At 68.7% G+C, this 23859-nt stretch carries 19 protein-coding genes; 13 read left to right on the top strand and 6 right to left on the bottom strand.

Annotated features, from left to right (window positions below; translation table 11 throughout):
- Window positions 1-14: 14 nt before the first annotated feature.
- The 9 genes from ABGB08_RS14150 (at window position 15) to ABGB08_RS14190 (ending at window position 13080) form a co-directional block, all read left to right on the top strand.
- Window positions 15-2492, top strand: a complete 2478-nt coding sequence (locus tag ABGB08_RS14150; protein WP_347590211.1) for a choice-of-anchor L domain-containing protein — start codon at window positions 15-17, stop codon at window positions 2490-2492.
- Between the two features lie 261 nt (window positions 2493-2753).
- On the top strand, window positions 2754-3209 hold the full coding sequence (locus ABGB08_RS14155) for a MarR family transcriptional regulator (protein WP_170322850.1): 456 nt from the start codon (window positions 2754-2756) through the stop codon (window positions 3207-3209).
- 311 nt (window positions 3210-3520) lie between these two features.
- Window positions 3521-5452, top strand: a complete 1932-nt coding sequence (locus tag ABGB08_RS14160) for a fibronectin type III domain-containing protein (RefSeq protein WP_347590214.1) — start codon at window positions 3521-3523, stop codon at window positions 5450-5452.
- An 84-nt stretch (window positions 5453-5536) separates the two neighbouring features.
- Entirely contained in the window at window positions 5537-7669 is a 2133-nt protein-coding gene (locus ABGB08_RS14165) for an ATP-dependent RecD-like DNA helicase (RefSeq protein ID WP_347590216.1), read from the top strand.
- Between the two features lie 139 nt (window positions 7670-7808).
- A complete protein-coding gene (chvE, locus tag ABGB08_RS14170; protein ID WP_155359158.1) occupies window positions 7809-8948 on the top strand; it encodes a multiple monosaccharide ABC transporter substrate-binding protein in 1140 nt (379 codons plus the stop codon).
- Window positions 8945-10477, top strand: coding sequence for a multiple monosaccharide ABC transporter ATP-binding protein (gene mmsA, locus ABGB08_RS14175; RefSeq protein ID WP_347590218.1), 1533 nt, complete (start codon window positions 8945-8947; stop codon window positions 10475-10477). Before chvE ends, mmsA begins: the two co-directional genes overlap by 4 nt.
- Window positions 10474-11658 (top strand): multiple monosaccharide ABC transporter permease, encoded by a 1185-nt coding sequence (mmsB, locus tag ABGB08_RS14180; RefSeq protein ID WP_347590220.1) that lies wholly within the window; start codon window positions 10474-10476, stop codon window positions 11656-11658. Before mmsA ends, mmsB begins: the two co-directional genes overlap by 4 nt.
- A 39-nt stretch (window positions 11659-11697) precedes the next feature.
- Window positions 11698-12105 carry a cellulose binding domain-containing protein gene (locus tag ABGB08_RS14185; protein WP_347590296.1) on the top strand — a complete coding sequence of 136 codons (408 nt, stop codon included), beginning with the start codon at window positions 11698-11700 and terminating at the stop codon, window positions 12103-12105.
- A 108-nt stretch (window positions 12106-12213) separates the two neighbouring features.
- A complete protein-coding gene (locus ABGB08_RS14190; protein WP_347590222.1) occupies window positions 12214-13080 on the top strand; it encodes an AraC family transcriptional regulator in 867 nt (288 codons plus the stop codon).
- A gap of 24 nt (window positions 13081-13104) precedes the next feature.
- On the opposite strand, the gene ABGB08_RS14195 is transcribed toward ABGB08_RS14190, so the two are convergent.
- The 4 genes from ABGB08_RS14195 to ABGB08_RS14210 form a co-directional block, all read right to left on the bottom strand.
- Window positions 13105-14331 (bottom strand): sigma-70 family RNA polymerase sigma factor, encoded by a 1227-nt coding sequence (locus ABGB08_RS14195; protein WP_347590224.1) that lies wholly within the window; start codon window positions 14329-14331, stop codon window positions 13105-13107.
- Window positions 14331-14738 carry a YciI family protein gene (locus ABGB08_RS14200; protein WP_347590226.1) on the bottom strand — a complete coding sequence of 136 codons (408 nt, stop codon included), beginning with the start codon at window positions 14736-14738 and terminating at the stop codon, window positions 14331-14333. The genes ABGB08_RS14195 and ABGB08_RS14200 overlap by 1 nt, the downstream gene beginning before the upstream one ends.
- Before the next feature lie 69 nt (window positions 14739-14807).
- Window positions 14808-15551: a phytanoyl-CoA dioxygenase family protein gene (locus ABGB08_RS14205; RefSeq protein WP_347590228.1), complete on the bottom strand. Its 744-nt coding sequence runs from the start codon at window positions 15549-15551 to the stop codon at window positions 14808-14810.
- 63 nt (window positions 15552-15614) lie between these two features.
- Window positions 15615-15794, bottom strand: coding sequence for a hypothetical protein (locus tag ABGB08_RS14210; protein WP_347590230.1), 180 nt, complete (start codon window positions 15792-15794; stop codon window positions 15615-15617).
- Window positions 15795-15954: 160 nt separating this feature from the next.
- Between ABGB08_RS14210 and ABGB08_RS14215 the strand changes: the two genes are divergently transcribed.
- From ABGB08_RS14215 to ABGB08_RS14230, 4 genes are read left to right on the top strand one after another with little or no spacing between them, the layout of a single operon-like run.
- Window positions 15955-17562, top strand: coding sequence for an FAD-dependent oxidoreductase (locus tag ABGB08_RS14215; RefSeq protein WP_347590232.1), 1608 nt, complete (start codon window positions 15955-15957; stop codon window positions 17560-17562).
- Window positions 17563-17618: 56 nt separating this feature from the next.
- Window positions 17619-18707: a hypothetical protein gene (locus ABGB08_RS14220; protein ID WP_347590234.1), complete on the top strand. Its 1089-nt coding sequence runs from the start codon at window positions 17619-17621 to the stop codon at window positions 18705-18707.
- A complete protein-coding gene (locus tag ABGB08_RS14225; protein ID WP_347590236.1) occupies window positions 18704-20140 on the top strand; it encodes a hypothetical protein in 1437 nt (478 codons plus the stop codon). Before ABGB08_RS14220 ends, ABGB08_RS14225 begins: the two co-directional genes overlap by 4 nt.
- Window positions 20137-21432, top strand: a complete 1296-nt coding sequence (locus ABGB08_RS14230; protein WP_347590238.1) for an AAA family ATPase — start codon at window positions 20137-20139, stop codon at window positions 21430-21432. The genes ABGB08_RS14225 and ABGB08_RS14230 overlap by 4 nt, the downstream gene beginning before the upstream one ends.
- On the opposite strand, the gene folP is transcribed toward ABGB08_RS14230, so the two are convergent.
- A complete protein-coding gene (gene folP / locus ABGB08_RS14235) occupies window positions 21420-22274 on the bottom strand; it encodes a dihydropteroate synthase (protein WP_347590240.1) in 855 nt (284 codons plus the stop codon). The two genes, ABGB08_RS14230 and folP, sit on opposite strands and share 13 nt — an antisense overlap.
- A 77-nt stretch (window positions 22275-22351) precedes the next feature.
- Window positions 22352-23824: a helix-turn-helix domain-containing protein gene (locus ABGB08_RS14240; RefSeq protein ID WP_347590242.1), complete on the bottom strand. Its 1473-nt coding sequence runs from the start codon at window positions 23822-23824 to the stop codon at window positions 22352-22354.
- Window positions 23825-23859: the final 35 nt, after the last annotated feature.

Below are 23859 nucleotides of genomic sequence, written 5' to 3' on the forward strand. Positions count from 1 at the left end.
CGAAGGGAACGTCAATGGCACGATTCATGACTCCGGTTATCTGTGCGCTCTTATCGGTGCTCTGCCTCGCCACGCCGACCAACGCGTCCACCGCCAAACCACCGCCGGGCACCGTTCGCGTGACCATCGCCGCACCGGCCGGTATCCCAGCGAACGTGGCACTGTCGGGCAAGACGGCGACCTATGTCGCGACCAAGCCCGCGGCCGGCAAGGTCACAACGGTGACAATCCAAGCGAACGCCGGCCTCTACAAGGTCGTCGCGGACTCGATGACGATCGACGGCCGCCACTACGTCGCGACCAGCAGCCAACCGGGCGTCCTGGTGAAGCCGGGCCGGATCTCCCACCTGAAGGTCGCGTACAAGCTGAACGATTCCGTGCGGGACTTCCACGCCAGCCTGGTCGATCAGACGAGCGTCACCCTCACGTGGACCGCACAGAAACACACCCGCATAGTCGTCCGGCGGACCGGTTCCGTACCGGCGAAAACGCTCAGTCAGGGCGTCAACGTGCCGATCGCCAAGGGCTCGGCGGTGGACAAGGGGCTGAAGGCCGGAACCGAGTACATCTACTCGCTCTTCGCTCTGTACCGGGGCGACTGGGTGGGTCCGATCCTGTTACGGGTCGGCACGGCCTCCACCGATCCGTCCAAGGCGACCTACGTCGCGAACCCGCAGACGCAGATTCTCAAGAACACCGATATCGCCACCGCCACTCCCACCGGCTCGGGCGTGAAGATCGCCCTCGCGGCGGGGCGGCCGACGCCGGTGATCGGCGCTGCGGTGGTGTTGCCGGTTTCGGCCGCGTTGCCCGGCGGCTATCTCGGCGTGGCTACCGGCGTGGCGGCCGATGGGCGGAGCGTGGACCTGGTCGCCGGCGGAATCAGCGACGCCTTCGACTATTACGAGATCTCCATCCCCGAGATCAAGGGTGCGGCATCCGCTCCGTCGGCAACCGCGGCGGCGACGAAACCCACCACCGCGAAGACCGCCAAAACGTCGGACGAACCGGTCTCGCCGAAGGACCGCAAGCCCCTACCCAGTTCCGCGGCGAAGAACTCGTCGAAGGCGAGCAGCGCGGCGGCCCTCGCCGCGGCCGCATCCTTGATCGACTGCGGCGGGAGCGCCGGCCAGGAGATCAGTTTCGCGCCAAAGCTGACCATGGGCGGCCACTTCAACGCGACCATCAGCAAGTACAAGATCCTCGGGAAGAACATCCCCACCGGCGCGACTCTGGACATGTCCATCGGCGCAACGCTCTCCGGTGCCGCGACGATAACCACGAGCGCCGAACTGTCCTGTGGCCTCGACGTTGACCCGATCGTCCAGCCGATCGCCGTACAACCGGTGCCGATCTCCATCTATCTCAGCCCGGCGGCCACGTTCACCATCGGAGGCAAGGTGGAGGTGAGCAATCTCGGCGTGGCCGCCACCGCCGGCGTGAAGGTCGCCGGTCATTTCGGCCTCACCGACGGTGCTTCCTTTACCGGAAGCCCGATCTTCAATGCCGTACCCCTGTCTCCCAAGGTTGTCGCGAGCGGATCGATCGGCCTCAGGCTTGGCGGCCAACTCATCGTCGGACCGGGGGCCGGAACGCCCAAGGCCGGGGTAATCGCAGGTCTTGGCGGCGACTACTACCCGCTCGACGCGAGCTTCGGCCCGGTTTTCCCGTTCGGCGACCCGCGTTTCAACAGCTGCCTTCTCGCATCCGCGGCGTTCACCCGGAGCCTCAGCCTCACGGCGAAGGCGTGGCTCGGGAACTGGGACATCAGCCAATCGGTCACCCTCGACGCATTGAAGGGGGAGACGCACTACCCTGGCTCTCCCTGGTATTTCCCTTCGGGCTGCAAGGACGCTGTCAGCCCCGGCGATACCGTACTCGGGGACGGCGTTACCAAGATCGGCGACTCCGTCACCGGCGGCCAGAACCAATGGGGATACGTCCCGGGTCTCGTTCCCGGGAAGAAAACCTGGGTGTTGAGCACGGGCAACATCGCCGACGTCGTGGGCTCTCCAGCCACGTTCGCCAGCACCCAACTCGGCGAACCCGGCGACGACGACCTCAGCCAGCTGGCCGGCCATGCCACGTTCGACGCGGTCGCCTACACCGTGAAGCTGGTCCCGACCGGATCCACGCTGCACGTCAAATACGCGTTCGCGAGCGAGGAATACCCGGAGTACGTGGGTTCCGTCTACAACGACGTGATGGCCGTGTACGTGAACGGCGTGAACTGCGCCACCGTACCGGGCGGTTCCACGCCCGTCTCCGTCAACACCATCAACACGAACCTCAATTCGCAGTACTTCGTGGACAACGCGTCAGGCGCCGCCGGTTACTCGACCAGCATGGACGGGCTGACGATTCCCTTGGAGTGCAAGGTGCCGGTGACGGTCGGCGAGACGACCACCGTGAAGATCGCCGTGGCCGACACGTCCGACCGGCAGTACGACAGTGCGGTAGCCCTGCTCGACCAAGGGATCTGGTCCGACTGAGCGTCCGCGGGCACGAAGCACACGACGGGAGAAGCTGACCCGGTCGGCAGCTTGGGCCCGCGGGGCTTGACCCCGCGGGCCCTTTCCTCATGCGGGCTCGGTCAGCTGCGGCAATCCGCAATGACCGGAGGTCCATCAGCACCCTCCGCCCATTTAAGCGACCACCGCAAAGCAATTCGCGATGCTATTTCGGAATCATGCGTATGGCACGAAATGGGTTACCATTATTCACAACGCAATCCCTCCACCTCCGGGAGCGGAATGACGACGGCGGCATCCCCTGGTGACATCCACGTCAGCCATGAGGAACTGACCCGGTTGCGCATGGCGCTCGGCCGCCTCGGCCGGGTGCTCAGACAGCAGAACGACGAGGGCCTGTCGTACGCGTTGATATCCCTGCTCTTCAACGTGGCCCGCAACCAGCCCACCACCGCCGGCGACCTGGCCGTCAGCGAGGGCGTCAGCCCCCCGTCGGTGACCCGCTCCCTCAACCGCCTGTTCGAACTCGGCCTCATCTCCCGCGAGCAGGACTCCGTCGACCGCAGGGCCACCCTGATCCGGCTGACCAACGCCGGCATGCTGGAACGCGCCCGCATCCTGCGCAGCCGCGAGGTCTGGCTCTCCGGCCACCTCGACCGCCTCTCCCCCGACGAGCTGACCGCCCTCCTGAACGCGGTCCCCGTCCTGGAACGCCTCTGCGACCCGGAAACCCCGTGACCGAACCACCCGAGAGGTCCGATGAATGCCGGGCCGTCGGCAGGGGCTGGCTGGAGCGATCCAGGTAGCGCAGGTTCTTGCGTGCTGGTTGTACAGAAGTTTCCTCCGTATTTTTTGAGTGTTGCGTTTAGGTATCGGATCCTGCCAAGATGACGCCAGCGGTCCGATGTTACGCGGCGATAACAGGCTCCGCTTCGTGTCTCCTGGTGGTGTGTCTGTTGGCATGAAGCCCTGATTCCCTTTCGCCGACTCGATCTCCGCCAGCGGGCGCGACGTGCGTGAACGATCCCTCCAACATGAAGGAGTTGCACGTGACCGTCTCGCGCCGGGGCTTCTTGGCCTCCGCAGTGACCGGATCCGCTCTCGCCGCCGCGTCGTCCACGACGATGTTGTCGGCGCTGTCCAGCGCGGCGAACGCGGCGAGCCCGCCGGGGGACGTGGTCGGGAAGATCACGGTGGGCTATCAGGGGTGGTTCGCCTGCAAGGGGGACGGTGCGCCGATCAACGCCTGGTGGCACTGGAGCGGCAGCAACAACCAGGTGGCGCCGTCGCCGACGAACAACACGATCGTGGCGTGGCCGGACATGCGGGAGTTCACCAAGAGCTACGTCACCGCGTACTCGAACCTGAACAACGGGCAGCCCGCCACGCTGTTCTCCAGCTGGGACCAGCAGGTGGTGGACACCCACTTCCGGTGGATGCGCGAGAACACCATCGACACGGCCGCGTTGCAGCGGTTCAACCCCAATGGGGGCGAAGGTCCCACCCGGGACGCCATGACGGTGAAGGTCCGCTCGGCGGCCGAGGCCAACGGCCGCAAGTGGTACGTCATGTACGACGTCACCGACTGGATCAACATGCAGGCGGAGATCAAGACCGACTGGCTGAACAAGATGTCGGCCCACGTCGCCTCTCCCATGTACGCCAAGCAGAACGGCAAGCCGGTCGTCGGCATCTGGGGCTTCGGCTTCGGCGAGCCCAGCCGCCCGTTCACCCCCGCCCCCTGCCTCGAAGTGATCAACTGGTTCAAGGCCCAGGGCTGCTACGTGATGGGCGGCGTCCCCACGTACTGGCGGCAGGGCATCAACGACTCCCGCCCCGGCTTCATCGACGTCTACCGCGCGTTCAACATGATCTCGCCGTGGATGGTCGGCCGGATCGGCACCATCCAGGACGCCGACAACTTCTACACCAACGTCACCGTCCCCGACCAGGCCGAATGCAACGCCCGCGGCATCGACTACCAGCCGTGCGTGATGCCGGGCGAGGTGACCCTCCGCCGCCGCCGGCACGGGGACTTCATGTGGCGGCAGTTCTACAACGTCATCCGCGCGGGCTGCCAGGGCATCTACATCTCGATGTTCGACGAGTTCAACGAGGGCAACCAGATCGCCAAGACCACGGAGACGCTGGCGACCGTGCCCGCCAACTCGGGCCTGCTCGCCCTGGACGAGGACGGCACGTTCTGCTCCTCCGACTACTACCTGCGCCTCACCGGCGACGGCGGGCGCATGCTGAAAGGCCAGATCTCGCTCACCGCGATCCGGCCCACACCCCCGGTGGCGGGCGGCGGCGGTGACAACCAGCCGCCCACGACGCCCGGAAACCTGCAGGTCACCGGCACGACGTCCACCAGCGTGACGCTGTCGTGGTCGGCCGCGTCGGACAATGTCGGCGTGGCGGGCTACCAGGTCAGGCGCGGAACCACGGTGGTGGCCTCCCCGGCGGGCTCGCCGTTCACGGTCACCGGTCTCTCGCCGTCCACCGCCTACAGCTTCAACGTGACCGCGCGGGACGCGGCGGGGAACATCTCCGCCCCGTCGAACACGGTCAACGTGACCACCCCGGCGGCGACCGCGTTCGTCGCGCTGCGCTCCCGGGCCAACAACCTCTTCGTCACGGCCGCGAACGGCGCGGCGCTGATCGCCAACGGCGCCTCGGCCGGGACGGCGCAGCAGTTCGAGCGCGTCAACCTGGGCAACGGCAACATCGCCCTGCGCGCCCAGGCCAACAACCAGTACGTCTGCGCCGAGGCCGCGGGCGCCCAGCCGCTGATCGCCAACCGGGCGGCGATCGGCCCGTGGGAGACGTTCGCGCTCATCACCAACCCCAACGGCACGGTCACCCTGCGCGCCCAGGCCAACAGCCAGTATGTCTGCGCCGAGGGGGCGGGCGCCCAGCCGCTGATCGCCAACCGGGCCGCGATCGGCGGCTGGGAACAGTTCGACCTGGTCACCCCCTGATTCACGATTGTCGGCGGCGATCCGTAACGTGGGTCCCCGAGTGGCGGGCGGCAGGGCTCGCCACCGGGTGATTGGATCGCCGCTGTGGAGGCTTCGGTCGAGCGACTGGTATTCGTCCGGGAGGACGAGTTCACCATCGCCCGGATGACCGCCGAGGGCGGGCCCGGTTTCATCGCGGCCGGGCGCGCCCTCGCCGGGGTCCAGCCTGGGGAGACCCTGCGGCTGACCGGCGAGTGGGGCGAACATCCCCGCCACGGCCGCCGTTTCACCGTCACCGCCTGCGAGCGGGTCGCCCCGGCGACGGTCCCGGCCATCCGCGCCTACCTGGGCTCCGGGCTGATCCGCGGCATCGGCCCCCGGCTGGCGCACGCCATCGTCGGCCATTTCGGCGAGAGCACGCTGCACGTGATCGACACCGACCCGGAGCGGCTCCGCGAGGTCATCAACATCGGCCCCGGCAGGCAGGCGCAGATCGTCCAGGCCTGGCTGGAGCAGAAGTCCATCGCCGCGCTGATGCTGGTCCTGCAGGGTTTCGGTCTCAGCCCCCTGCTCGCCGCCAAGATCTACCAGGTGTACGGCGAGCGTTCCGCCGACGTTCTCGCCACCGATCCGTACCAGCTGATCGGCCAGGTCAGAGGGATCGCGTTCGGCATCGCGGACCGGATCGCGCTGCGCTCAGGCGTGCCCGAGCGCAGCCCGCAACGGATCAAGGCGGCCATCCTGGACCGGCTCGAATCGGCGGGCGTGCGCGCGGGGCACTGCTTCCTGCCGTTGACGGCGTTGCTCGCGGAGACCGCCGAGCTGATCGACCAGGACCGCGCGCTCATCCGCGGGTCGCTGGACGCGCTCACCGCCGAGCGCCGGGTGGTCGTCGAAGCCCTGTCGGGGCAGAGCGTCGTGTATCTCAAGGAGCAGCACAGCCGGGAGGTGGCCCTGGCCGCCCAGCTGACCCGGCTGCTGCGGGCCAAGTCCACGCTGCTGGGGCGGGCGTACGAGGAGGACGACCGGCTGCACGACGATCAGCGGGCCGCGATGACCCTGGCCCTGACCTGCACGGTGAGTATCCTCACCGGCGGTCCCGGCTGCGGCAAGAGCCACACGGTGCGGGCGATCGCGGCGGCCGTCCGGGCGATGGGCGGCACGGTCACGCTCACCGCGCCCACCGGCAAGGCCGCCAAACGCCTGTCGGAGCTCACCGGCCTGCCCGCGATGACCGTGCACCGCATGCTCGCCCGCGCCGAACCCGATGACTCGCCCGATCTGTTCTCCGAGTTGAGCCCCGCCCAGGCCGACCTCATCGTGGTCGACGAGGCGTCGATGCTGGACCTGCACCTGGCGACCAGGCTGCTCGCGGCCGTCCCGACCGGCAGTCACCTGCTGCTGGTCGGCGACAGCGACCAGCTGCCGAGCATCGGCCCCGGCAACGTGCTGGCCGACCTGCTGAACGTGGACGAGATCGCGCGCGTCCGCCTGACCCACGTCTTCCGCCAGGCCGCCGGCAGCGGGATCATCCAGGCCGCGCACCGCATCCGCGCGGGCGAGCTCCCCGCCCTGCCCGGGCGGGGCGGTTTCTGGTTCGAGGAGGTCGGCGATCCCGGGGAGGTGGCCGAACGGGTGATCCACCTGGCCACGGTGGCGATCCCCCGCAAGCAGAACGTCAGCCCCGGCCAGGTGCAGGTGCTCTGCCCGATGCGCAAGGGAACCACCGGGACGCTGGAGATCGGCCGTACGATCCAGGATCGTCTCAATCCGGCCCGCGACGAGATTCCGGAGCACTGGTCGGGCGCCTCGGTCTTCCGCCCGGGCGATCGTGTCATGCCGATCCGCAACAACTACGACAAGAACGTCTTCAACGGGGAGACCGCCACGGTGGCCGCCGTCCTCCCGCAGGATCGCCTGATCCGTCTCACCACCGACGACGGCCGGTCGGTCGACTACGGCTTCGACGAGCTCGACGACCTGACCCACTGCTACGCGATCAGCGTGCACCGCGCGCAGGGCAGCGAATACCCCTTCGTGGTGGCTCCGCTGGTGAACGAGGCGGGCGGCGTCATGCTGCGGCGCCGCCTGCTTTACACCCTGGTCACCCGGGCGCGCTCCTGGGTCGTCCTGGTCGGCCAGCGGGACGCCCTGCGGCTGGCCGTCCGCCAGCTTGGGGGCCGCCGTCACACCGGCCTGACCCGCAGGCTGGAGGCTGCCGTCGTACGCGAGTCGTAGCTTGATGAGAGCGCAACCGCAAGCAGCACAACCGCCGGTCTGACCGAATCACCAGGCCAGACCGGTGTTTCCGGGCTGTTACAAGCACGTTTGTCGTGACCTGTTGACAACCCCAATGTTAACGATAACAGTCATTTTCATGATTGCCACCTCCCCCCTGGCACGAATAGCCGCCATCCTCGCCCTGGCCCTCGGCCTCGCCGCCTGCGGCTCCAGCGAGAAGACCGTGGACCAGGAAGCCTCCGCCGCCGCCTCGGCCGGTAACGCGGGCGCGCTGGTCGGCGTCACCATGCCCACCAAGTCCTCCGAGCGCTGGATCCACGACGGCGACAACGTCAAGGCCGGGCTGGAGAAACTGGGCTACCAGGTCGACCTGCAGTACGCGGAGAACGACATCCCCACCCAGGTCAACCAGATCGAGAACCAGATCACCAAGGGCGCCAAGCTCCTGATCATCGCGTCGATCGACGGGACGGCCATCACCACCCAGCTGCAGGAGGCGGCGGACAAGAAGATCCCGGTCATCGCGTACGACCGGCTGATTCGCAACAGCCCGAATGTGGACTACTACGCCACCTTCGACAACTTCAAGGTGGGCGTGCAGCAAGCCACCTCCCTGCTCACGGGCCTCAAAGTGGTCAACGCCGACGGCTCCGCGGGCGACGCGAAAGGCCCGTTCAACATCGAACTGTTCGCCGGTTCCCCCGACGACAACAACGCCACCTTCTTCTTCAACGGCGCGATGTCGATACTCCAGCCGCACATCGACAAGGGCACCCTGGTCGTCAAGAGCGGGCAGACCGACTTCAAGACCGTCGCCATCCTGCGCTGGGACCCGGCCACCGCGCAGAAGCGCATGGAGGACATCCTCACCAAGACCTACAGCGGCGGCGACCAGGTGGCGGGCGTGCTCTCCCCGTACGACGGGCTGTCGATCGGGATCCTGTCGGCGCTGAAGAGCAATGGCTACGGCACGTCCGGGCAGCCGTACCCGATCGTGACCGGGCAGGACGCCGAGCTGGCCTCGGTCAAGTCGATCATCGCGGACGAGCAGTATTCGACGATCCACAAGGACACCCGTCAGCTCGCCGACGTCACGGTGAAGATGACCGACGCCCTGCTCAAGGGCGGCACGCCCGAGGTGAACAACACCAAGGACTACGAGAACGGCAACAAGGTCGTGCCGTCCTTCCTGCTCGAACCGATCATCGTGGACAAGAGCAACTACCAGCAGGCGCTGATCGACACCGGCTACTACACGGCCGCCCAGCTCGGATGAGCGATGACATCCTGCGCATGCGCGCGATCACCAAGACCTTCCCCGGCGTACGGGCGCTGCAGGATGTGAACCTGTCGGTGCGCCGGGGGGAGATCCACGCGATCTGCGGGGAGAACGGCGCCGGCAAGTCGACGCTGATGAAGGTCCTGTCGGGGGTGTATCCGCACGGCTCGTACGAGGGCGAGATCACCTTCGACGGCGCCCCGTGCCGGTTCTCCGACATCCGCGACAGCGAGCGGCGCGGGATCGTCATCATCCACCAGGAGCTCGCGCTCTGCCCGCAGCTGTCGATCGCGGAGAACATCTTCCTCGGCAACGAGCGGGCCAGGCGCGGTCTCGTCGACTGGAACCGCACCAACCACGAGGCCGCCCGGCTCCTGGACCGGGTCGGCCTGCGGGAGAACCCGGTGACCACGGTGGCCGACATCGGCGTCGGCAAGCAGCAGTTGGTCGAGATCGCCAAGGCGCTGGCCAAGGAGGTCCGGCTGCTCATCCTGGACGAGCCGACCGCGGCGCTCAACGACGAGGACTCCGCGCACCTGCTCGACCTGCTCCGCGGCCTGCGCGCCGAGGGCGTCACCTGCGTGATCATCTCCCACAAGCTGAACGAGGTCGCCTCGATCGCCGACTCGATCACCATCCTCCGCGACGGCCGGTTGATCGAGACACTCGCCCTCGCCACCGACGAGGTCACCGAGGACCGCATCATCGCCGGCATGGTCGGCCGCGACCTGGAACACCGTTTCCCGGCGCGCGTTCCCGACATCGGCCCCGAAGCCCTGCGCATCGAGGACTGGACCGTGCACAGCCCCGTCCAGCGCGGCCGCGCCGTCGTCGCCGGCGCCACCCTGTCGATCCGCCGCGGCGAGATCGTCGGCTTGGCCGGGCTGATGGGCGCGGGCCGCACCGAACTGGCGATGAGCGTCTTCGGCCGCGCGTACGGGACGAACATCTCCGGCCGTATCTACCGCGACGGCCGCGAGGTCGACATCCGCACGGTGCGGGACGCCATCCGGCACGGCATCGCGTACGCCACCGAGGACCGCAAACGCTACGGCCTCAACCTGATCGAGGACATCAAGCGCAACGTCTCCGCCGCCGACCTGGGCAAGCTGGCCCGGCGCGGCTGGGTCGACGACAACGAGGAGTACCGGATCGCCGAACAGTACCGCCGGGACCTCAACATCAAGGCGCCCAGCGTGCTCAGCGTCACCGGCAAGCTCAGCGGCGGCAACCAGCAGAAGGTCGTGCTGTCCAAGTGGATCTTCACGGACGCGGACGTGCTGATCCTGGACGAGCCGACCCGCGGCATCGACGTCGGCGCCAAGTACGAGATCTATTCGATCATCAACCGGCTGGCCGACGCCGGAAAGGCCCTGCTGGTCATCTCCTCGGAGCTGCCGGAACTCCTCGGCCTCTGCGACCGCGTCTACGCCCTGTCGGCGGGCCGCATCACCGGTGAGCTCTCGCGCGCCGACGCCACCCAGGAACGCCTCATGCAACTGATGACCAAGGAACAGTCCCGATGACCGCTTCATTGCTCGGCAGGTCGCTGAACATCCGCCAGAGCGGCATATACATCGCGTTCGCCCTGATCGTCGTGCTCTTCTCGATACTGACCGACGGCGCCCTGCTCCAGCCGCAGAACATCTCCAACATCATCGTCCAGAACTCCTACATCCTCATCCTGTCCATCGGCATGATTCTGATCATCATCGCCGGGCACATCGACCTGTCGGTCGGCTCGGTGGTCGCCGTCACCGGTGCGATCGCCGCCGTCCTGATGGTCGAATACGGCCTCCCCTGGCCGCTCGCCCTGGTCCTCACGCTGATCGCGGGCGGCGTCATCGGCGCCTGGCAGGGCTACTGGATCGCCTATTACGGCATCCCCGCCTTCATCGTCACCCTCGCCGGAATGCTCCTGTTCCGCGCCCTCACCCTCACCGTCCTCGGCAACCAGGGCATCGGGCCCTTCCCCGATCCGGTACGGACGCTGTCCAACGGCTTCACCGACGGCTATCTGGGCAACATCGGCCTGGGCCCGCTCGGCGGCGCCGACCTGTTCAGCCTGATCATCGGCGCCCTGGTCATCACCGGCATGGTCACCGCGCAATGGCGCGCCCGCACCGCCCGGCTCGGCTACCACCAGTCCGTGGAGCCCTTCGCCGTCTTCCTCCTCAAGCTCCTCACCGCCGCCGCGGTCGTCGTCGTGGTGGTGGTGCAGCTGGCGCGCTTCAAGAACCTCCCCTGGGTCCTGGTCCTGCTCGCGCTCCTCGTCCTCGCCTACTCCCTCCTCACCACCCGCGCCGTCTTCGGCCGCCAGATCTACGCCATCGGCGGCAACCTGCAGGCCGCCCAGCTCTCCGGCATCAACGTCAGACAGGTCGTCTTCTGGATCTTCGTCAACATGGGCGTGCTCGCCGCCCTGGCCGGTGTCATCTTCGCCGGCCGCCTCAACCAGGCGGGCCCGACGGCCGGCAACGCCTTCGAACTCGACGCCATCGCCGCCGCCTTCATCGGCGGCGCCGCTGTCCAGGGCGGGGTCGGGAAGGTCGTCGGCGCCATCACCGGCGGACTCATCATGGGTGTCATCAACAACGGCATGTCCTTGATCGGCTCCCCGAGCGAGCGGGTCATGCTCGTCAAGGGCATCGTCCTCCTCGCCGCCGTCGCCTTCGACGTCTGGACCAAACGCCGCGCGACCCGCTGAGCCACCCGCACCTCACGCCTGTCCAGCCGGATTCAGGTCATCACGTTCAGCCCGGGATTCCAGGCCGTGGTCACGATCGTCAACACGACGCCCGCGGCCACGAACGGGTGGACGATCGGCTTCGCCCTGCCCGCGACGGCGACCGTGGGCAGCACGTTCAACGGGGTGATGACCCGTAGTGGCGGAACCGGGACGATCACCCCGGCGGCGTACAACGCGGTGATCGGGCCGGGCGTGCAGACGTTCGTCGGCTTCGGCGGGTCGGCTAGTCCGTTCACGCCGCCGAGCGGTTTCACGCTCAACGGCGTACGGGGATCGTGCGCGGCTCCGGTCGCGCACGATCCTTCCGCGTGGTTTCCTTCACCCATCGACGGCGTATCGGGTTGGCGGCTGGCGGAGGTCCGTACTCTGGCGGACCTCTCGCGCGTGCTGCGCGGGCTGCGTTGAGGCTGAACTTTCGCCCCCGGGGACCCGACCCGTACGGGCACAGGATGTCGGGTGCGGCAGGCTGGGTGCTCCCTAGCGTGGTGATCGGAAGGAAGGAAGGGCGCTCTAGTGCTGGACCGGTTGAACCAGGCCATGGACCACATCGAGCGGCATCTCGATCAGCCGATCGAGATGGCGGATCTCGCGCGGATCGCGGTCACCTCGGAGTATCACTTCCGGCGGATGTTCTCGGCGCTGGCCGGGTTCCCGCTGTCGGAGTACATCCGCCGCAGGCGGCTCACCGTCGCCGGGGCCGAGGTGCTGGCGGGCGACCGCACGCTGCTCGACATCGCCGTGCGCTACGGCTACGGCTCGGGCGAAGCGTTCGCCCGAGCGTTCCGCGCCATGCACGGCGTCGGCCCCGGCGCGGCCCGGCGCACCGGCGCGGCACTGAACGCCCAGCCACGCATGTCCTTCCGCCTCATCGTCGAAGGGAGCAGCAGCATGCGATACCGGCTTGTGGAGAAGGAGACATTCAAGGTGGTCGGGAAGAAGGCCCGCGTCCCCCTGGTGCACGAGGGCATGAACCCCGCGATCGTCGCGTTCATCCGCGGCCTCGGCAAGGAGACCATCAACCGAATAGCGGACCTGTCCGACCAGGAGCCGCACGGCATCCTCGGCATCACCGACGACGCGGACGAAAGCCGCGCGGAGGGCACCGAACTCGACTACTACCACGCGGCGGCGACCACCGCGCCGACACCCGACGACCTGGAGTCCCTCACCGTGCCCGCCGGGACATGGGCGGTCTTCGAGAACTCGGGGCCGTTCCCGCATTCACTTCAGTACATGTGGCGGGATGTGTACACCCAGTGGTTCCCGTCCAATCCGTACCAGAGCATGCCGGGGCCCACGCTCCTGAGCACGCGGCTGTCGGAGGACGGAACGCAGGCGGACGCGGAGCTCTGGATTCCCGTGGAGCGGACGGCCGGCTGAGCGGGCGGCGGCCCGGGATGGACGTCATCCCGGGCCGCTTCCCTGGGCTAGCCGGGCGGCGCGCGCGTGCAGATACCGCTGCTGGGGCAGGCTCATCGTGCGCCGGGCGGCCGCGAGGTAACACGCCCGTGCGGCGGTACGGTCTCCGGCCATCTCCAGCAGGTGTGCGCGGACCGCGTGGAGCCGGTGGTCGTCGGCGAGTTGGTCGTCGAGGTCGGCCAGCAGGGTCAGACCGGCTTGCGGGCCGTGGACCATGGCCACCGCGACGGCGTGGTTGAGGGCGACCATGGGGTTGGGGGATATGCGCAGGAGCACGCCGTACAGGGCCATGATCTGGGGCCAGTCGGTGGTTTCCGCGCTTTCGGCCTCGTCGTGGACGGCGGCGATGGCCGCCTGCAGCTGGTAGGGGCCGGTCGCGCCGCGCGGGAGGGCGTCGCTGATCAGGCGTACGCCCTCGGCGATGAGCCCGGCGTCCCAGCGGCTTCGATCCTGCTCGGCCATGGGGATGAGCGAGCCGTCGGGGCCGCTGCGGGCGGGCCGGCGCGCGTCGGTGAGCAGCATCAGGGCCAGCAGACCGGCCACCTCGCCGTCCTCGGGGAGCAGCCGGTGGACCAGGCGGGCCAGCCGGATGGCCTCGGCGGAGAGTTCCCGCCGGTGCAGCGTGGGCCCTGATGTGGTCGTGTACCCCTCGTTGAAGATCAGGTAGAGCACGTGCAGGACCACGCCGAGCCGTTCGGCAGGGTCCGAATCTGACGGCATGCGGAAGGGGAGCCCGCTGTCCTTGATGCGCTGCTTGGCCCGGGTGATGCGCCGGGTCATCGTCGATTCCGGCACCAGGAACGCGCGGGCGATCCCCGCGGTGGTCAGGCCGCCGACGGCGCGCAGGGTGAGCGCGATCTGGGAGGCCGCCGACAGCGACGGGTGGCAGCACAGGAACAGCAGGATGAGCGTGTCGTCGGAATCCTCCACCGGCCGGTCCGCGTCCTGCAGCGTCCATTGGGCTACGGTCTCCTCGCGGCGCTGGCGGGCCTGCTGGGCGCGGAGCAGGTCGGTCAACCGGCGGGAGGCGACCGTGATCAGCCAGGACTGCGGGTTGTCCGGGAGTCCCTCTTTCGGCCACTGGACGGCGGCGGCCAGGAGAGCTTCCTGGACCGCGTCCTCGGCTGCGTCGAAATGTCCGTAACGCCGGACGAGCGCGCCGAGGACCCGCGGCGCGCACTGCCGCAGCAGGTCCTCGACCTCGTGCTCCATCAAAGAAGCTCGCCGGCTCCGTCGACGATGGGCCGGATATCGGCGTAGAACACTCGGTCATCGTCGGCCGGGTGCGGCGTTTTCGTCAGCTGGGCGGCGATCTCGGTCGCCCGGTCGAAGCTCGCGCAGTCGACGATCGTGTAACCGGCGAGAACCTCCTGCGTCTCCGGGTACGGCCCGTCCGTCACGACCGGGACGCCGTTCTGGAGGGAGATCCGGCGCGTGTGCACGGGAGCGGCCAAGCCCTGGCCGTCGACGAATTCGCCGGATTCGACCAGGTCGTTGTTCCACTTCGCCATGAAGGCGTGCATCGCGCCGAAGTCCTCGGGGGTCCAGGTGGACTCGCTCTGGCCGGTCATCGCGTCGTAGTCCTGCTGGGATCCGTACAGCATGATCATGTATTTCATCGTCTCTCCTTCGCCGGGGGCCTTCTCACCAGTGACGTCGGAGCCATCCGGAGGAACCGGACATCGGTCTCAGGTGAGTCGCATCGCCGGGTCGATGCCGCGCAGCATCATGCCCTGTCCCCGGGAACGATGGACGTCGTCGACGGGCAGCGCTTCCGGATCGCGGAACTGGACCAGCCAGGTGGTGCGCGCCTCGTCCGCCGAGTTGATCCCCGAGCCGTGCACGGTGAGGTAGCTGAAGAACAGCACATCCCCGGCCTCCGCCTCGATCGGAACCGCGGCTTCGAGCGGCCATTGGTCAAGCGGAAGATGCCAGCCGCCCTCCTCCACATGCGGCAGGATTCCGCGCTTGTGGCTCCCCGGCATCACCCGGACGCAGCCCTTCTCCTCGGGCGCGTCGTCGAAGTGGAAGATGGCCGCCCCCACCGCGTCCGTCGCGTGCGGAAAGTGAGCGGCGTCCTGATGCATGGGAAACGGCGACCCCTTCTCCGCCGGCTTCACGAAGATCTTCGTGTGATGCAACTGCACGTTCTCGGTCCCCAGCACCGCCGCCGCCACATCGGTGAACCGCGGATCCACCATCAACCTCGCGAACGCCGCCGAATAGAACTGAGCATCATGACAGTGCCGCAACTCGGTCGGCCCACCCGCCAGCTCCCGCGCACTCCCCCACGTCGGATCCGTCTTCCGCAACCGCCCCAACACCCCATGACACTCATCCCGATACGCCGCCGCCTCCCCCTTCCCCAGCAGCCCCTTGACGAGCAGATAACCGTTGTCCCGATAGAACTCAACCAACCCCACATCAACCATGCCGCTCTCCCACATCGAACCCCATCCCCCTGGTAATGCCCACAAACACCACCCCCACCACGGTCAGGTGATGCCCAGGTCCGTTTCTCGTGGCACGTCTTGTGCCCGAGGGAAGTCGAGATCGTCATCCCAGTCGGGATCCGCCAAGAGGAACTCCTTGAAGTCCGGAGCGTCGCCCCTCATCTCGCGGTGACTTGGCAATGCTGAGAGCAAGGGCGACCTCTCTCCCGTGAGGTTGATCATCTGCGACTCCTCCGAACTGCTGATTTTGCCTCCTGAAGCTGCCCACTGGTCACTGATCGGCAAATAGAGGTGCGGTGGTATTGACCAAGCGTTTGCATGGTGGAGTACATTCACGCTGGCCGTGGATTTGCGGTCGAGGGCTTCCGCTGCGAGGGAATGCATGGATCTGAGCGCTGACTACGTCGTGGTGGGGGCCGGGAGTGCCGGGTGTGTGCTGGCCAGGCGGCTGGCCGAAGCAGGGGCGAGTGTGATCCTGCTGGAGGCGGGCGGGTCGGATCGCACGATGTGGGTGCGGAAGCCGGGGCTGATCGCGGTCTTTCACAGTGTGCCGCAGTTGAAGAAGCGGCTCGACTGGGGGTATTACAGCGCTCCGCAGATGGACGCGCTCGGGCGGGAGATACCGCAGACGCGGGGGCGGGTGCTCGGCGGGTCCGGGTCGATCAACGGCATGGTGTTCGTACGGGGAAACCGGCAGAACTACGACGACTGGGCGGCGGACGGCTGCGCGGGGTGGGGTTATGCCGATGTGCTGCCCAGTTTCAAGCGGATGGAGAGCTGGGAGGACGGCGCGAGCGAGTTGCGCGGGGGCGGCGGGCCGATCCGGGTGACCCGGGCGAAGGACATCACGCCGGCGACGCAGGCGTTCATCGAGGCGCTGGCCGACACGGCGGGCGTGAAGCGGAACGACGACTACAACGGGGAGTCGCAGGAGGGCGCGGCGCTGTTCCAGCAGAGCGCGCACGGCGGCCTGCGGTACAGCTCGTCGGTCGGATATCTGGACGATCACGGCCTGCCCAACCTCACCGTCACGACGGGCTGCCTGGTGACGCGGGTCGTGATCGTGAACGGCCGGGCGACGGGGGTGGAGGTCGCCGGGAAGTCCGGAACGGGGATGATCCGGGCCACCCGGGAGGTGATCCTCACGGCGGGCGCCTTCGGTTCCGCGCAGTTGCTGATGCTCTCCGGGGTCGGACCGGCCGCGCATCTGCGGGAGCACGGGATCGAGGTGGTCGCCGATCTTCCCGTCGGGGACAACCTGCACGATCACATGTTCGTACCGATGAGTTTCCTCATGAAGTCGGCGCGCAACCGGGGCACGGCGCCGTACTTCGCGGCGGGAATGATCAAAGAGACGCTGCGCGGCGGGACGTGGGTGAGCCGCAGCGTCTTCGAAGGCGTCGGATTCGTCCGCAGCTCGCAGGCCGGGGATGTGCCGGATCTCCAGATTCACGCGCTTCCGTGGGGGTACCCCGGCCCGAACCAGGACGCGCCCATCCGGCACAAGGTGGACCCGCGCCCGTCCCTCACGCTGCTGGCCACGCTGATCTACCCCAAGAGCCGGGGCACGCTCCGGCTGGCCTCCGCCGATCCGGCCGCCGCGCCGATCATCGACCCGGCCTACCTCCACGACCCCGACGACAGCAGGCTGCTCCTGGACGGGATCGACCTGATCCGCGAGGTCATGGCCAACAAGATCATCGCCGACGGGGTCGGCGGGGAGATCTCCCCCGGCCCGGACTACCCGGACCGCGCCGCCCTCAAGGACGAGGTGCCCAACCGCGCGACCACCGTCTACCACCCGGTCGGCACCTGCCGGATGGGCTCCGACGAGCGCGCCGTCGTCGACCCCGCCCTCCGGGTCCGGGGCGTCGAAGGGCTCCGCGTCGCCGACGCGTCGATCATGCCGAGCATCGTCGGCGGCAACACGAACGCCCCCAGCATGATGATCGGTGAACACTGCGCGAGCTTCATGGTGGCAAACTCCTGACCCATGAGGATCACACTCACCCTGGGCACCATCGGTCTGAAGGCGGCGGCGAGCGCGTGAGCCGTCTGGACGCGATACGCGGGAGCAGCCTGCCTGTCTCTCACAACGCGCGCGCCATCGCCGCGCTGGCCGCCAACCCCGCGTGCGATCGGCGGGCCGTCCTGGACGGCGCCGGGATCGACAAGAGCAAGATCGTGGCGCATCTCGGCTTCCCCGCGCGGTTCGGCCAGTCGCCGTTCGCGATCACGCGGACCCGGGAGTTCAAGGCGATCGTCAAGGCCGACGACGGCGCGCACGTGCTGCGGCTGCTGCGCGAGCTGCTGGACCTTCCCGTGGAAGAGGCGAAATATCACGACGTCGGGGACGCCAGCGGTCAAGAAGCGCGGCACCAACGCACCATGGACATGCTCGGCGCGGCGGCGCGGGAGGCGGCCGCCCTCGTCGACCACCCGCTGCTCAAGCTCGGCGTGGCGGGCCACGAGGTCTACCTGGAACCGGACGTCATCGCCTTCCAGGCCGACCGCCGATTCCACGTGGTGGCGATCAAGTCGTTCCCGATCATCGACGGGCAGGCCGACCCGGGCAAGGTGTCCGCAGCCGCCCGCGAAGCGGCCGTCTACGTGCACGCGATGCGGGATCTGTTCGGCCGGCTCGGGCTGGACCCCGAACGGGTGTCCCACGATGTCGTCCTGATCTGCCCCAAGGATTTCATGAACTTCCCGACCGCCTGCCTGGTCGACGTGCGCCTCCAGCTCGAAGCGCTGAAGCGGCAGCTGGCGCGCCTGGCCCGGATCGACACGATCCTCGACCGGCTGCCGCCCGATCTCAGCCTCGACCTGCGGCTGGACGGCGAGACCCCGACCCGCCCGGCGGCCGAGCTCGGCGCGGCCCTGTCCGCCATTCCGGCAAGGTACGCCCCTGAGTGCCTGGCCGCGTGTGAGATGGCCTACTTCTGCCGGGACGAAGCCCGCGCGTGCGGCTCGCTGGAGGCCCTGGGACGGTCCGTACGCGATGATCTCGGCGGCGTCGAGTCGCTGGACCTGGCGATCGAGCTCATGGCGGGCGGGCACGTCCCGTCCGATCACGCGGCCATCGCCGAACGGCTGGGTTTCGTACGGAGGATCCTCGACGAGGCGGTCGCGTGAGCCTGCTGCGATCGTTCCTGACCGTGCGAGCCGTCCGGGACGGGCGGGCCCAGCCGGCCGCGACCGTGCGCCACGCCCACCTGTCGGCGGAGCCGCTGGTGTTCATCCCGCTGCGGATGGCCGGCGAGGCCGCCGCGCCGCTGGCCGCGATGCTCGGCACCGACCGCGCCGCCCCAAAGCTCCTGGTCATCGCGAACCCCCGCAACCGCGACCAGCGTTTCGCCTTCATGGCCGAACTCGCCGAACTCGTAGTGCCATATATCCAGAAATATGCCGTGCAGGTGGAAATTTCGGATACCAAGAGCGCGTACGAGCGCTGCATGGACGCCCCGCAGATCCTGATCCCCAACCCCGGCGGGATCGCCTTCACCCGGCTGATCGGGCGATCCACCCGATTCCGCGCGACCGAGGGCCCGCACGCGGTCCCGCCGCCGGTGCCCCTGCTGGGCCGGTGGCTGACCTTCCTCCACGAACGCGCGGAGTTCGCCGGTTCGGCCATGCTGCTCGCCATGACCGACGTCCTCGCCGAACACTGGGTCACCGGCCTGAGCACCGCCGAGAACGGGAACCTGGCCGCGCAACTGGCCTGGATCGATCCGCCCGAGGGCATGACCGGCCCGCAGGCCGCGCTGATCGCGGAGGATCCGCTGCGCTCACCCCCGGCGGGGCCGGACACCGATCCGGGTTTCGACCGGCATGTCCTGCAACCGCTCATCGACAGATCCGCGGCACCGGCCCGGCTGCACGAGGCGTTGCGGGGGCAGCTCGAACCCACCTGGAACCTGATGTGGCGTGCGGTCGATCTGCTGCGTGCCGTACCCGCCGCGGAGAGCGCGGCAGGGCGGTGGGAACGGGATCGTGCGGCGCTGGCCAGGCAGAGCGCGTCGATCGCCGAAGGCGGGCCGCCGCCGGGGCGGTGGGATAGCGCGGTCGCGGCGGCGCGGCGGCTGTCCGCGCTGGAGGGCGCGCGGCAGAGCTACGAGGCGAGCAAGGCGTTCGACGACCCGCTGGTGATGGCCGACCACCGGGCCGAGGGCGCCGCCTTCGCCGGGAAGGTGATCGCCGTCGACGCCGACCGGAAGATCATCCCACCCGGCAAGAAACGCATGGTGGCACGCCCGCTGGTGAACATCCAGACCAGCGATCCGGTACGCCTCCCGCCCGGCCGGAAACTCCTCTCCCCCGCACGCCCGAAACAGGGCACCGTCCTCATATCCGTGGACGCCGATATCGTGACCCTCCAGATCAACAGCGGCATGACCAAGGACGCGACCCTGCCCGCGCCCGGCGAGATCGTCTGCTACACCGAACTCGATCCCGCCGGAGCCCGCCGGCCCGCCCTCCCCGACGTGGCGGAAACCCCCTGGACCCACGGCGGCCCGCCCCCCGCGTACGTACCGACCGACGAGGACGCGCAGGAGGCGTGGTCATGACCCCACAGGAACGAGCCAGGGCCACCACCGCCGAAATCCTCACGGACTACACCAGCGGCGCCCATCGCGGGCTGGTCGTCGACTCCCCGCCCGGAGCGGGCAAGACCACCCTGGTCGTGTCGGCCACCATCGAACTCGTCAAAGCCGACCAGCGGCTGATGATCGTCGCCCAGACCAACGAGCAGGTCGACGACCTGGTCGACAAGCTCGCGAGCAACGCCCCCGGCACCTCCGTCGGCCGCCTGCACGCCGAGGGTTTCGAGCCTCCCGACCGCGTCACCCGCCACCCCGGAGTCACCCTCCACAACAAGATCGAAAATGTCGAGAACTGTCAGGTCGTCGTCGCCACCGCCGACAAATGGGCGTACATCTCCGGGCGCGCCTGGGAGTGGGCGATCGTGGACGAGGCCTACCAGATGCGGTCGGACAAGCTCCTCGCCGTCGCCCCGCTCTTCGCCGCCGGCCACACCCTGTTCGTCGGCGACCCCGGCCAGCTCGACCCGTTCTCGGTGATCGAGAGCGACCGCTGGACCGGCATGGCCTGGGATCCCCTGCAGAGCGCCGTCGCGGTGACCCAGCGCATCAACAACCTCAAGGTCCACCAGCTCCCCGTCTCCTGGCGGCTGCCCGCCAGCGCGGCCCCGATCGTCTCCCGCGCCTTCTACCCCGCCGCGGGCTTCTCCCCCGGCACCGCCCCCGGCGACCGCCGCCTCGAACTCACCGTCCCCGGCCGCGACCCCGTCATCGAGGAAGCCGCCGCCTCCGGCTGGGCCCTGCACGAACTCCCCGACCGCCACACCGTGCGCACCGACCCCGAGATGGCCCACGCGTGCGCCGCCCTGGCGCGCAGGATCCTCGAACGCGGCACCGTCGCCCACGACGAGCACGGCTCGCACCCCGTCACCCCCGACCGCATCGCCATCGGCTGCGCCCACAACGACCAGGTGGCCGCCGTCCGCGCCGCGGGCGCCCCCCAGGGCGTCACCGTCGACACCGCCAACCGCCTCCAAGGCCGCGAATACGACATCACCCTCATCTGGCACCCCCTCTCCGGCCGCCGCGACGCCACCGCCTTCCACCTCGAATCCGGTCGCCTCTGCGTCCTCACCTCCCGCCACCGCCACGCCTGCGTCGTCGTGGCCCGCGCCGGCATCCCCGCCCTCCTCGACCACCACCCCTCCAGCCCGCGCATCCAGCTCAACGTCCCGATCAAGTTCCCCGACGGCTGGACCGCGAACCACACGATCCTGGCCCACCTCGAACAGCACCGAATCCGGTCTCACATGTTGTGACGGAGGTTGTCGGGGTTGTGCCAGCCGAGGAGGGTCTCCGTCATGCGGACGGCGTCCACGGAGGCGCGGACGTCGTGGACGCGGATGATGCGGGCGCCGTTGAGGATGCAGAAGACGGCGGCGGCGAGGGAGCCGGGGAGGCGGTCGTGCTGGGCTCTGCTGAGGGTTTCGCCGATGAAGTCCTTGTTGGAGAGGGCGACCAGGAGCGGGTGGCCGAGGGCGGCGATCTCGGGGAGGCGGCGGGTCAGGGCCAGGGTGTGCAGGGTGTTCTTGTTGAGGTCGTGGCCGGGATCGATGATGATCTTGTCGGCGGCGACGCCGGAGTGGCGGGCGAAGGCGACGCGGTCGCGGAGGAAGGCCACGACCTCCGCGGTCACGTCGTCGTAGGTGGGGCGGGGGTGGCGGACGCGGGGCCCGGAGAGGCTGTGGGTGACGACCAGGCCGGCGTTGGCGGTGGCCACCGCCGTGGCGAGGGCGGGATCGCTGACGCCGCTGGTGTCGTTGACGACGTCGGCGCCGGCCTTGAGGGCGGCCTCGGCCACGACGCCGCGGTGGGTGTCGACGGAGATGACGGCGTCGGTGGCGGCGCGGACGGCCTCGATCAGCGGGACCACGCGGTCGATCTCCTCGGCGGCCTCGACCTGGGGGCCGTCGGGGCCGAACGGCACGCCGCCGATGTCGAGCCAGTCGGCGCCGTCGGAGACCGCGGTGAGCGCGGCCTCCACCGCTCGGTCCAGGGCGAAGGTGCGGCCCCGGTCGTGGAAGGAGTCAGGCGTGCGGTTGATGATGGCCATCACCGCGACCTGCCGAGAGAAGTCGAACGTCCGGGCTCCCAGCTTCATTACCCTGCCGATCTCAGATCCCATATCCGGTTTGTACCGGAAACCCGGCCCGTACATGCGGGTGAAATGTCGCGGCGTCAGCCCGTGACGGCGTGGCGTTCGAGGAAAGCGTAGACGTCGGCCTCGTCCACGCCGGGGAACGAACCGGGCGGGAGCGCCGCCAGCACATGGGAGTGCGCGCGCGCCGACGGCCAGGCGTACCCGTCCCAGCGCTGGGAGAGCTCCGCCGGCGGGCGGCGGCAGCACTCGCCCGCGGGGCAGTTCGACTTCTTCCGCACCGTCGTCTCCCGCCCCCGGAACCAGCGCGACTCCCGGAAGGGCACCCCCAGGGTGATCGCGAAATCCTTCTCCTGGGACGGATCCACGTGCGCCACGCAGAAATGGGTGCCCGTCGGCGAGTCCGAATACTGGTGGTACGGCGAGAATCGATCCCTGGCCTGGAAGACCTGCCGCCCCGACCACTGCTGGCACAGCCGCTGCCCCTCGATGGCCCCCTGCTCGTCGGCGGGGAAGATGATCCCGTCGTTCTCGTACGCCTTGTAGATGATCCCGCCCGCGTCGTTCCGGACGAAGTGGCACACCAGGTCCAGATGGTGGGTCGCCAGGTTCGTGAATCGGTGGGCCGCCATCTCGTACGACACCGCGAACACGTCCCGCAGATCCTCCACCGACAGCGCCCGATCCCGCTTGGCCTCCAGCAGGTACGGCGCCGCCGCGGCCTCCGGCACCAGCACCGCCGCGGCGAAGTAGTTGGCCTCCACCCGCTGCCGCAGGAAATCCGCGAAGTCCCGCGGCTTGTGGTGCGCGAGGACGAAGTGCCCGATGGTCTGGAGCAGGATGGTCCGCGGCGTGTGCATCCCGAGCTGCTCGCGCTTGAGATAGATCCGCCGGTTGCGGAGATCGGTCACGGAACGCGCGGATCGCGGGAGGTCCGGGGCGGTGTGCACGGTGAACCCGAAATGCGCGACCAGCGCCTGGACCGTGCTCTGCGACAGGGCGCCGGACCGGTACCCGACGGCGGCCAGCGCCTCGGCGGCGGCCCGCTCGATGTCCTCGAAGTAATTGCCCAGCTCGCTCTGCTTGCGCCGGAGCTCGGCGTTGGCCGCGCGGGCCTCCTCCGGGGTGGCGGTGCCCTTGGCCTGCCGCGCCTTGAGCTCCTCGAACAGGGCAAGGATGTGCTCGAGCACGTCGTTGGGGACCCGGGCGGACACCTTCAGCCGGGAAAGACCGAGTTCGGCGTAGAGCGGATCGCGCTGGGCCTCCTCCAGGGCGATCTCCAGCTGCGCCCGCCGGTTCGGCGCCTGCCGCCGCAGCAGCTCCTCGACCGGCACGTTCAGCGCCCCGGCCAGCGATTTCAGCAGCGACAGCTTGGGTTCCCGCTTGCCGTTCTCCAGCAGCGACAGCTGGCTCGGCGCCCGCCCGACCCGCTCGCCGAGCTCGGACAGGGTGAGCCCACGCTGCCGCCGCAGATGCTTCAGCCGCTGGCCGAAGGCCAGAAGATCGAGCTCCTGCGTCAAAGACAGCGGTTCTTCACCGAGCAAGGAGGGCATGCAGCGATCCTAGGCAGAATTTCACGTCTTCTTCC

It is taken from the genome of Acrocarpospora sp. B8E8, assembly GCF_039871605.1.
GTDB classification, from domain to species: Bacteria; Actinomycetota; Actinomycetes; order Streptosporangiales; family Streptosporangiaceae; genus Acrocarpospora; species Acrocarpospora macrocephala.

Excerpts from the sequence above, each read along its gene's own strand:
- ABGB08_RS14150 (WP_347590211.1), top strand. The coding sequence starts at position 15 with ATGGCACGATTCATGACTCCGGTTATCTGTGCGCTCTTATCGGTGCTC.
- ABGB08_RS14155 (WP_170322850.1), top strand. The coding sequence starts at position 2,754 with ATGACGACGGCGGCATCCCCTGGTGACATCCACGTCAGCCATGAGGAA.
- chvE (WP_155359158.1), top strand. The coding sequence starts at position 7,809 with ATGATTGCCACCTCCCCCCTGGCACGAATAGCCGCCATCCTCGCCCTG.
- mmsA (WP_347590218.1), top strand. The coding sequence starts at position 8,945 with ATGAGCGATGACATCCTGCGCATGCGCGCGATCACCAAGACCTTCCCC.
- mmsB (WP_347590220.1), top strand. The coding sequence starts at position 10,474 with ATGACCGCTTCATTGCTCGGCAGGTCGCTGAACATCCGCCAGAGCGGC.
- ABGB08_RS14195 (WP_347590224.1), bottom strand. The coding sequence starts at position 14,331 with ATGGAGCACGAGGTCGAGGACCTGCTGCGGCAGTGCGCGCCGCGGGTC.
- ABGB08_RS14200 (WP_347590226.1), bottom strand. The coding sequence starts at position 14,738 with ATGAAATACATGATCATGCTGTACGGATCCCAGCAGGACTACGACGCG.
- ABGB08_RS14205 (WP_347590228.1), bottom strand. The coding sequence starts at position 15,551 with ATGGTTGATGTGGGGTTGGTTGAGTTCTATCGGGACAACGGTTATCTG.
- ABGB08_RS14210 (WP_347590230.1), bottom strand. The coding sequence starts at position 15,794 with ATGATCAACCTCACGGGAGAGAGGTCGCCCTTGCTCTCAGCATTGCCA.
- ABGB08_RS14215 (WP_347590232.1), top strand. The coding sequence starts at position 15,955 with ATGGATCTGAGCGCTGACTACGTCGTGGTGGGGGCCGGGAGTGCCGGG.
- ABGB08_RS14230 (WP_347590238.1), top strand. The coding sequence starts at position 20,137 with ATGACCCCACAGGAACGAGCCAGGGCCACCACCGCCGAAATCCTCACG.
- folP (WP_347590240.1), bottom strand. The coding sequence starts at position 22,274 with ATGAAGCTGGGAGCCCGGACGTTCGACTTCTCTCGGCAGGTCGCGGTG.
- ABGB08_RS14240 (WP_347590242.1), bottom strand. The coding sequence starts at position 23,824 with ATGCCCTCCTTGCTCGGTGAAGAACCGCTGTCTTTGACGCAGGAGCTC.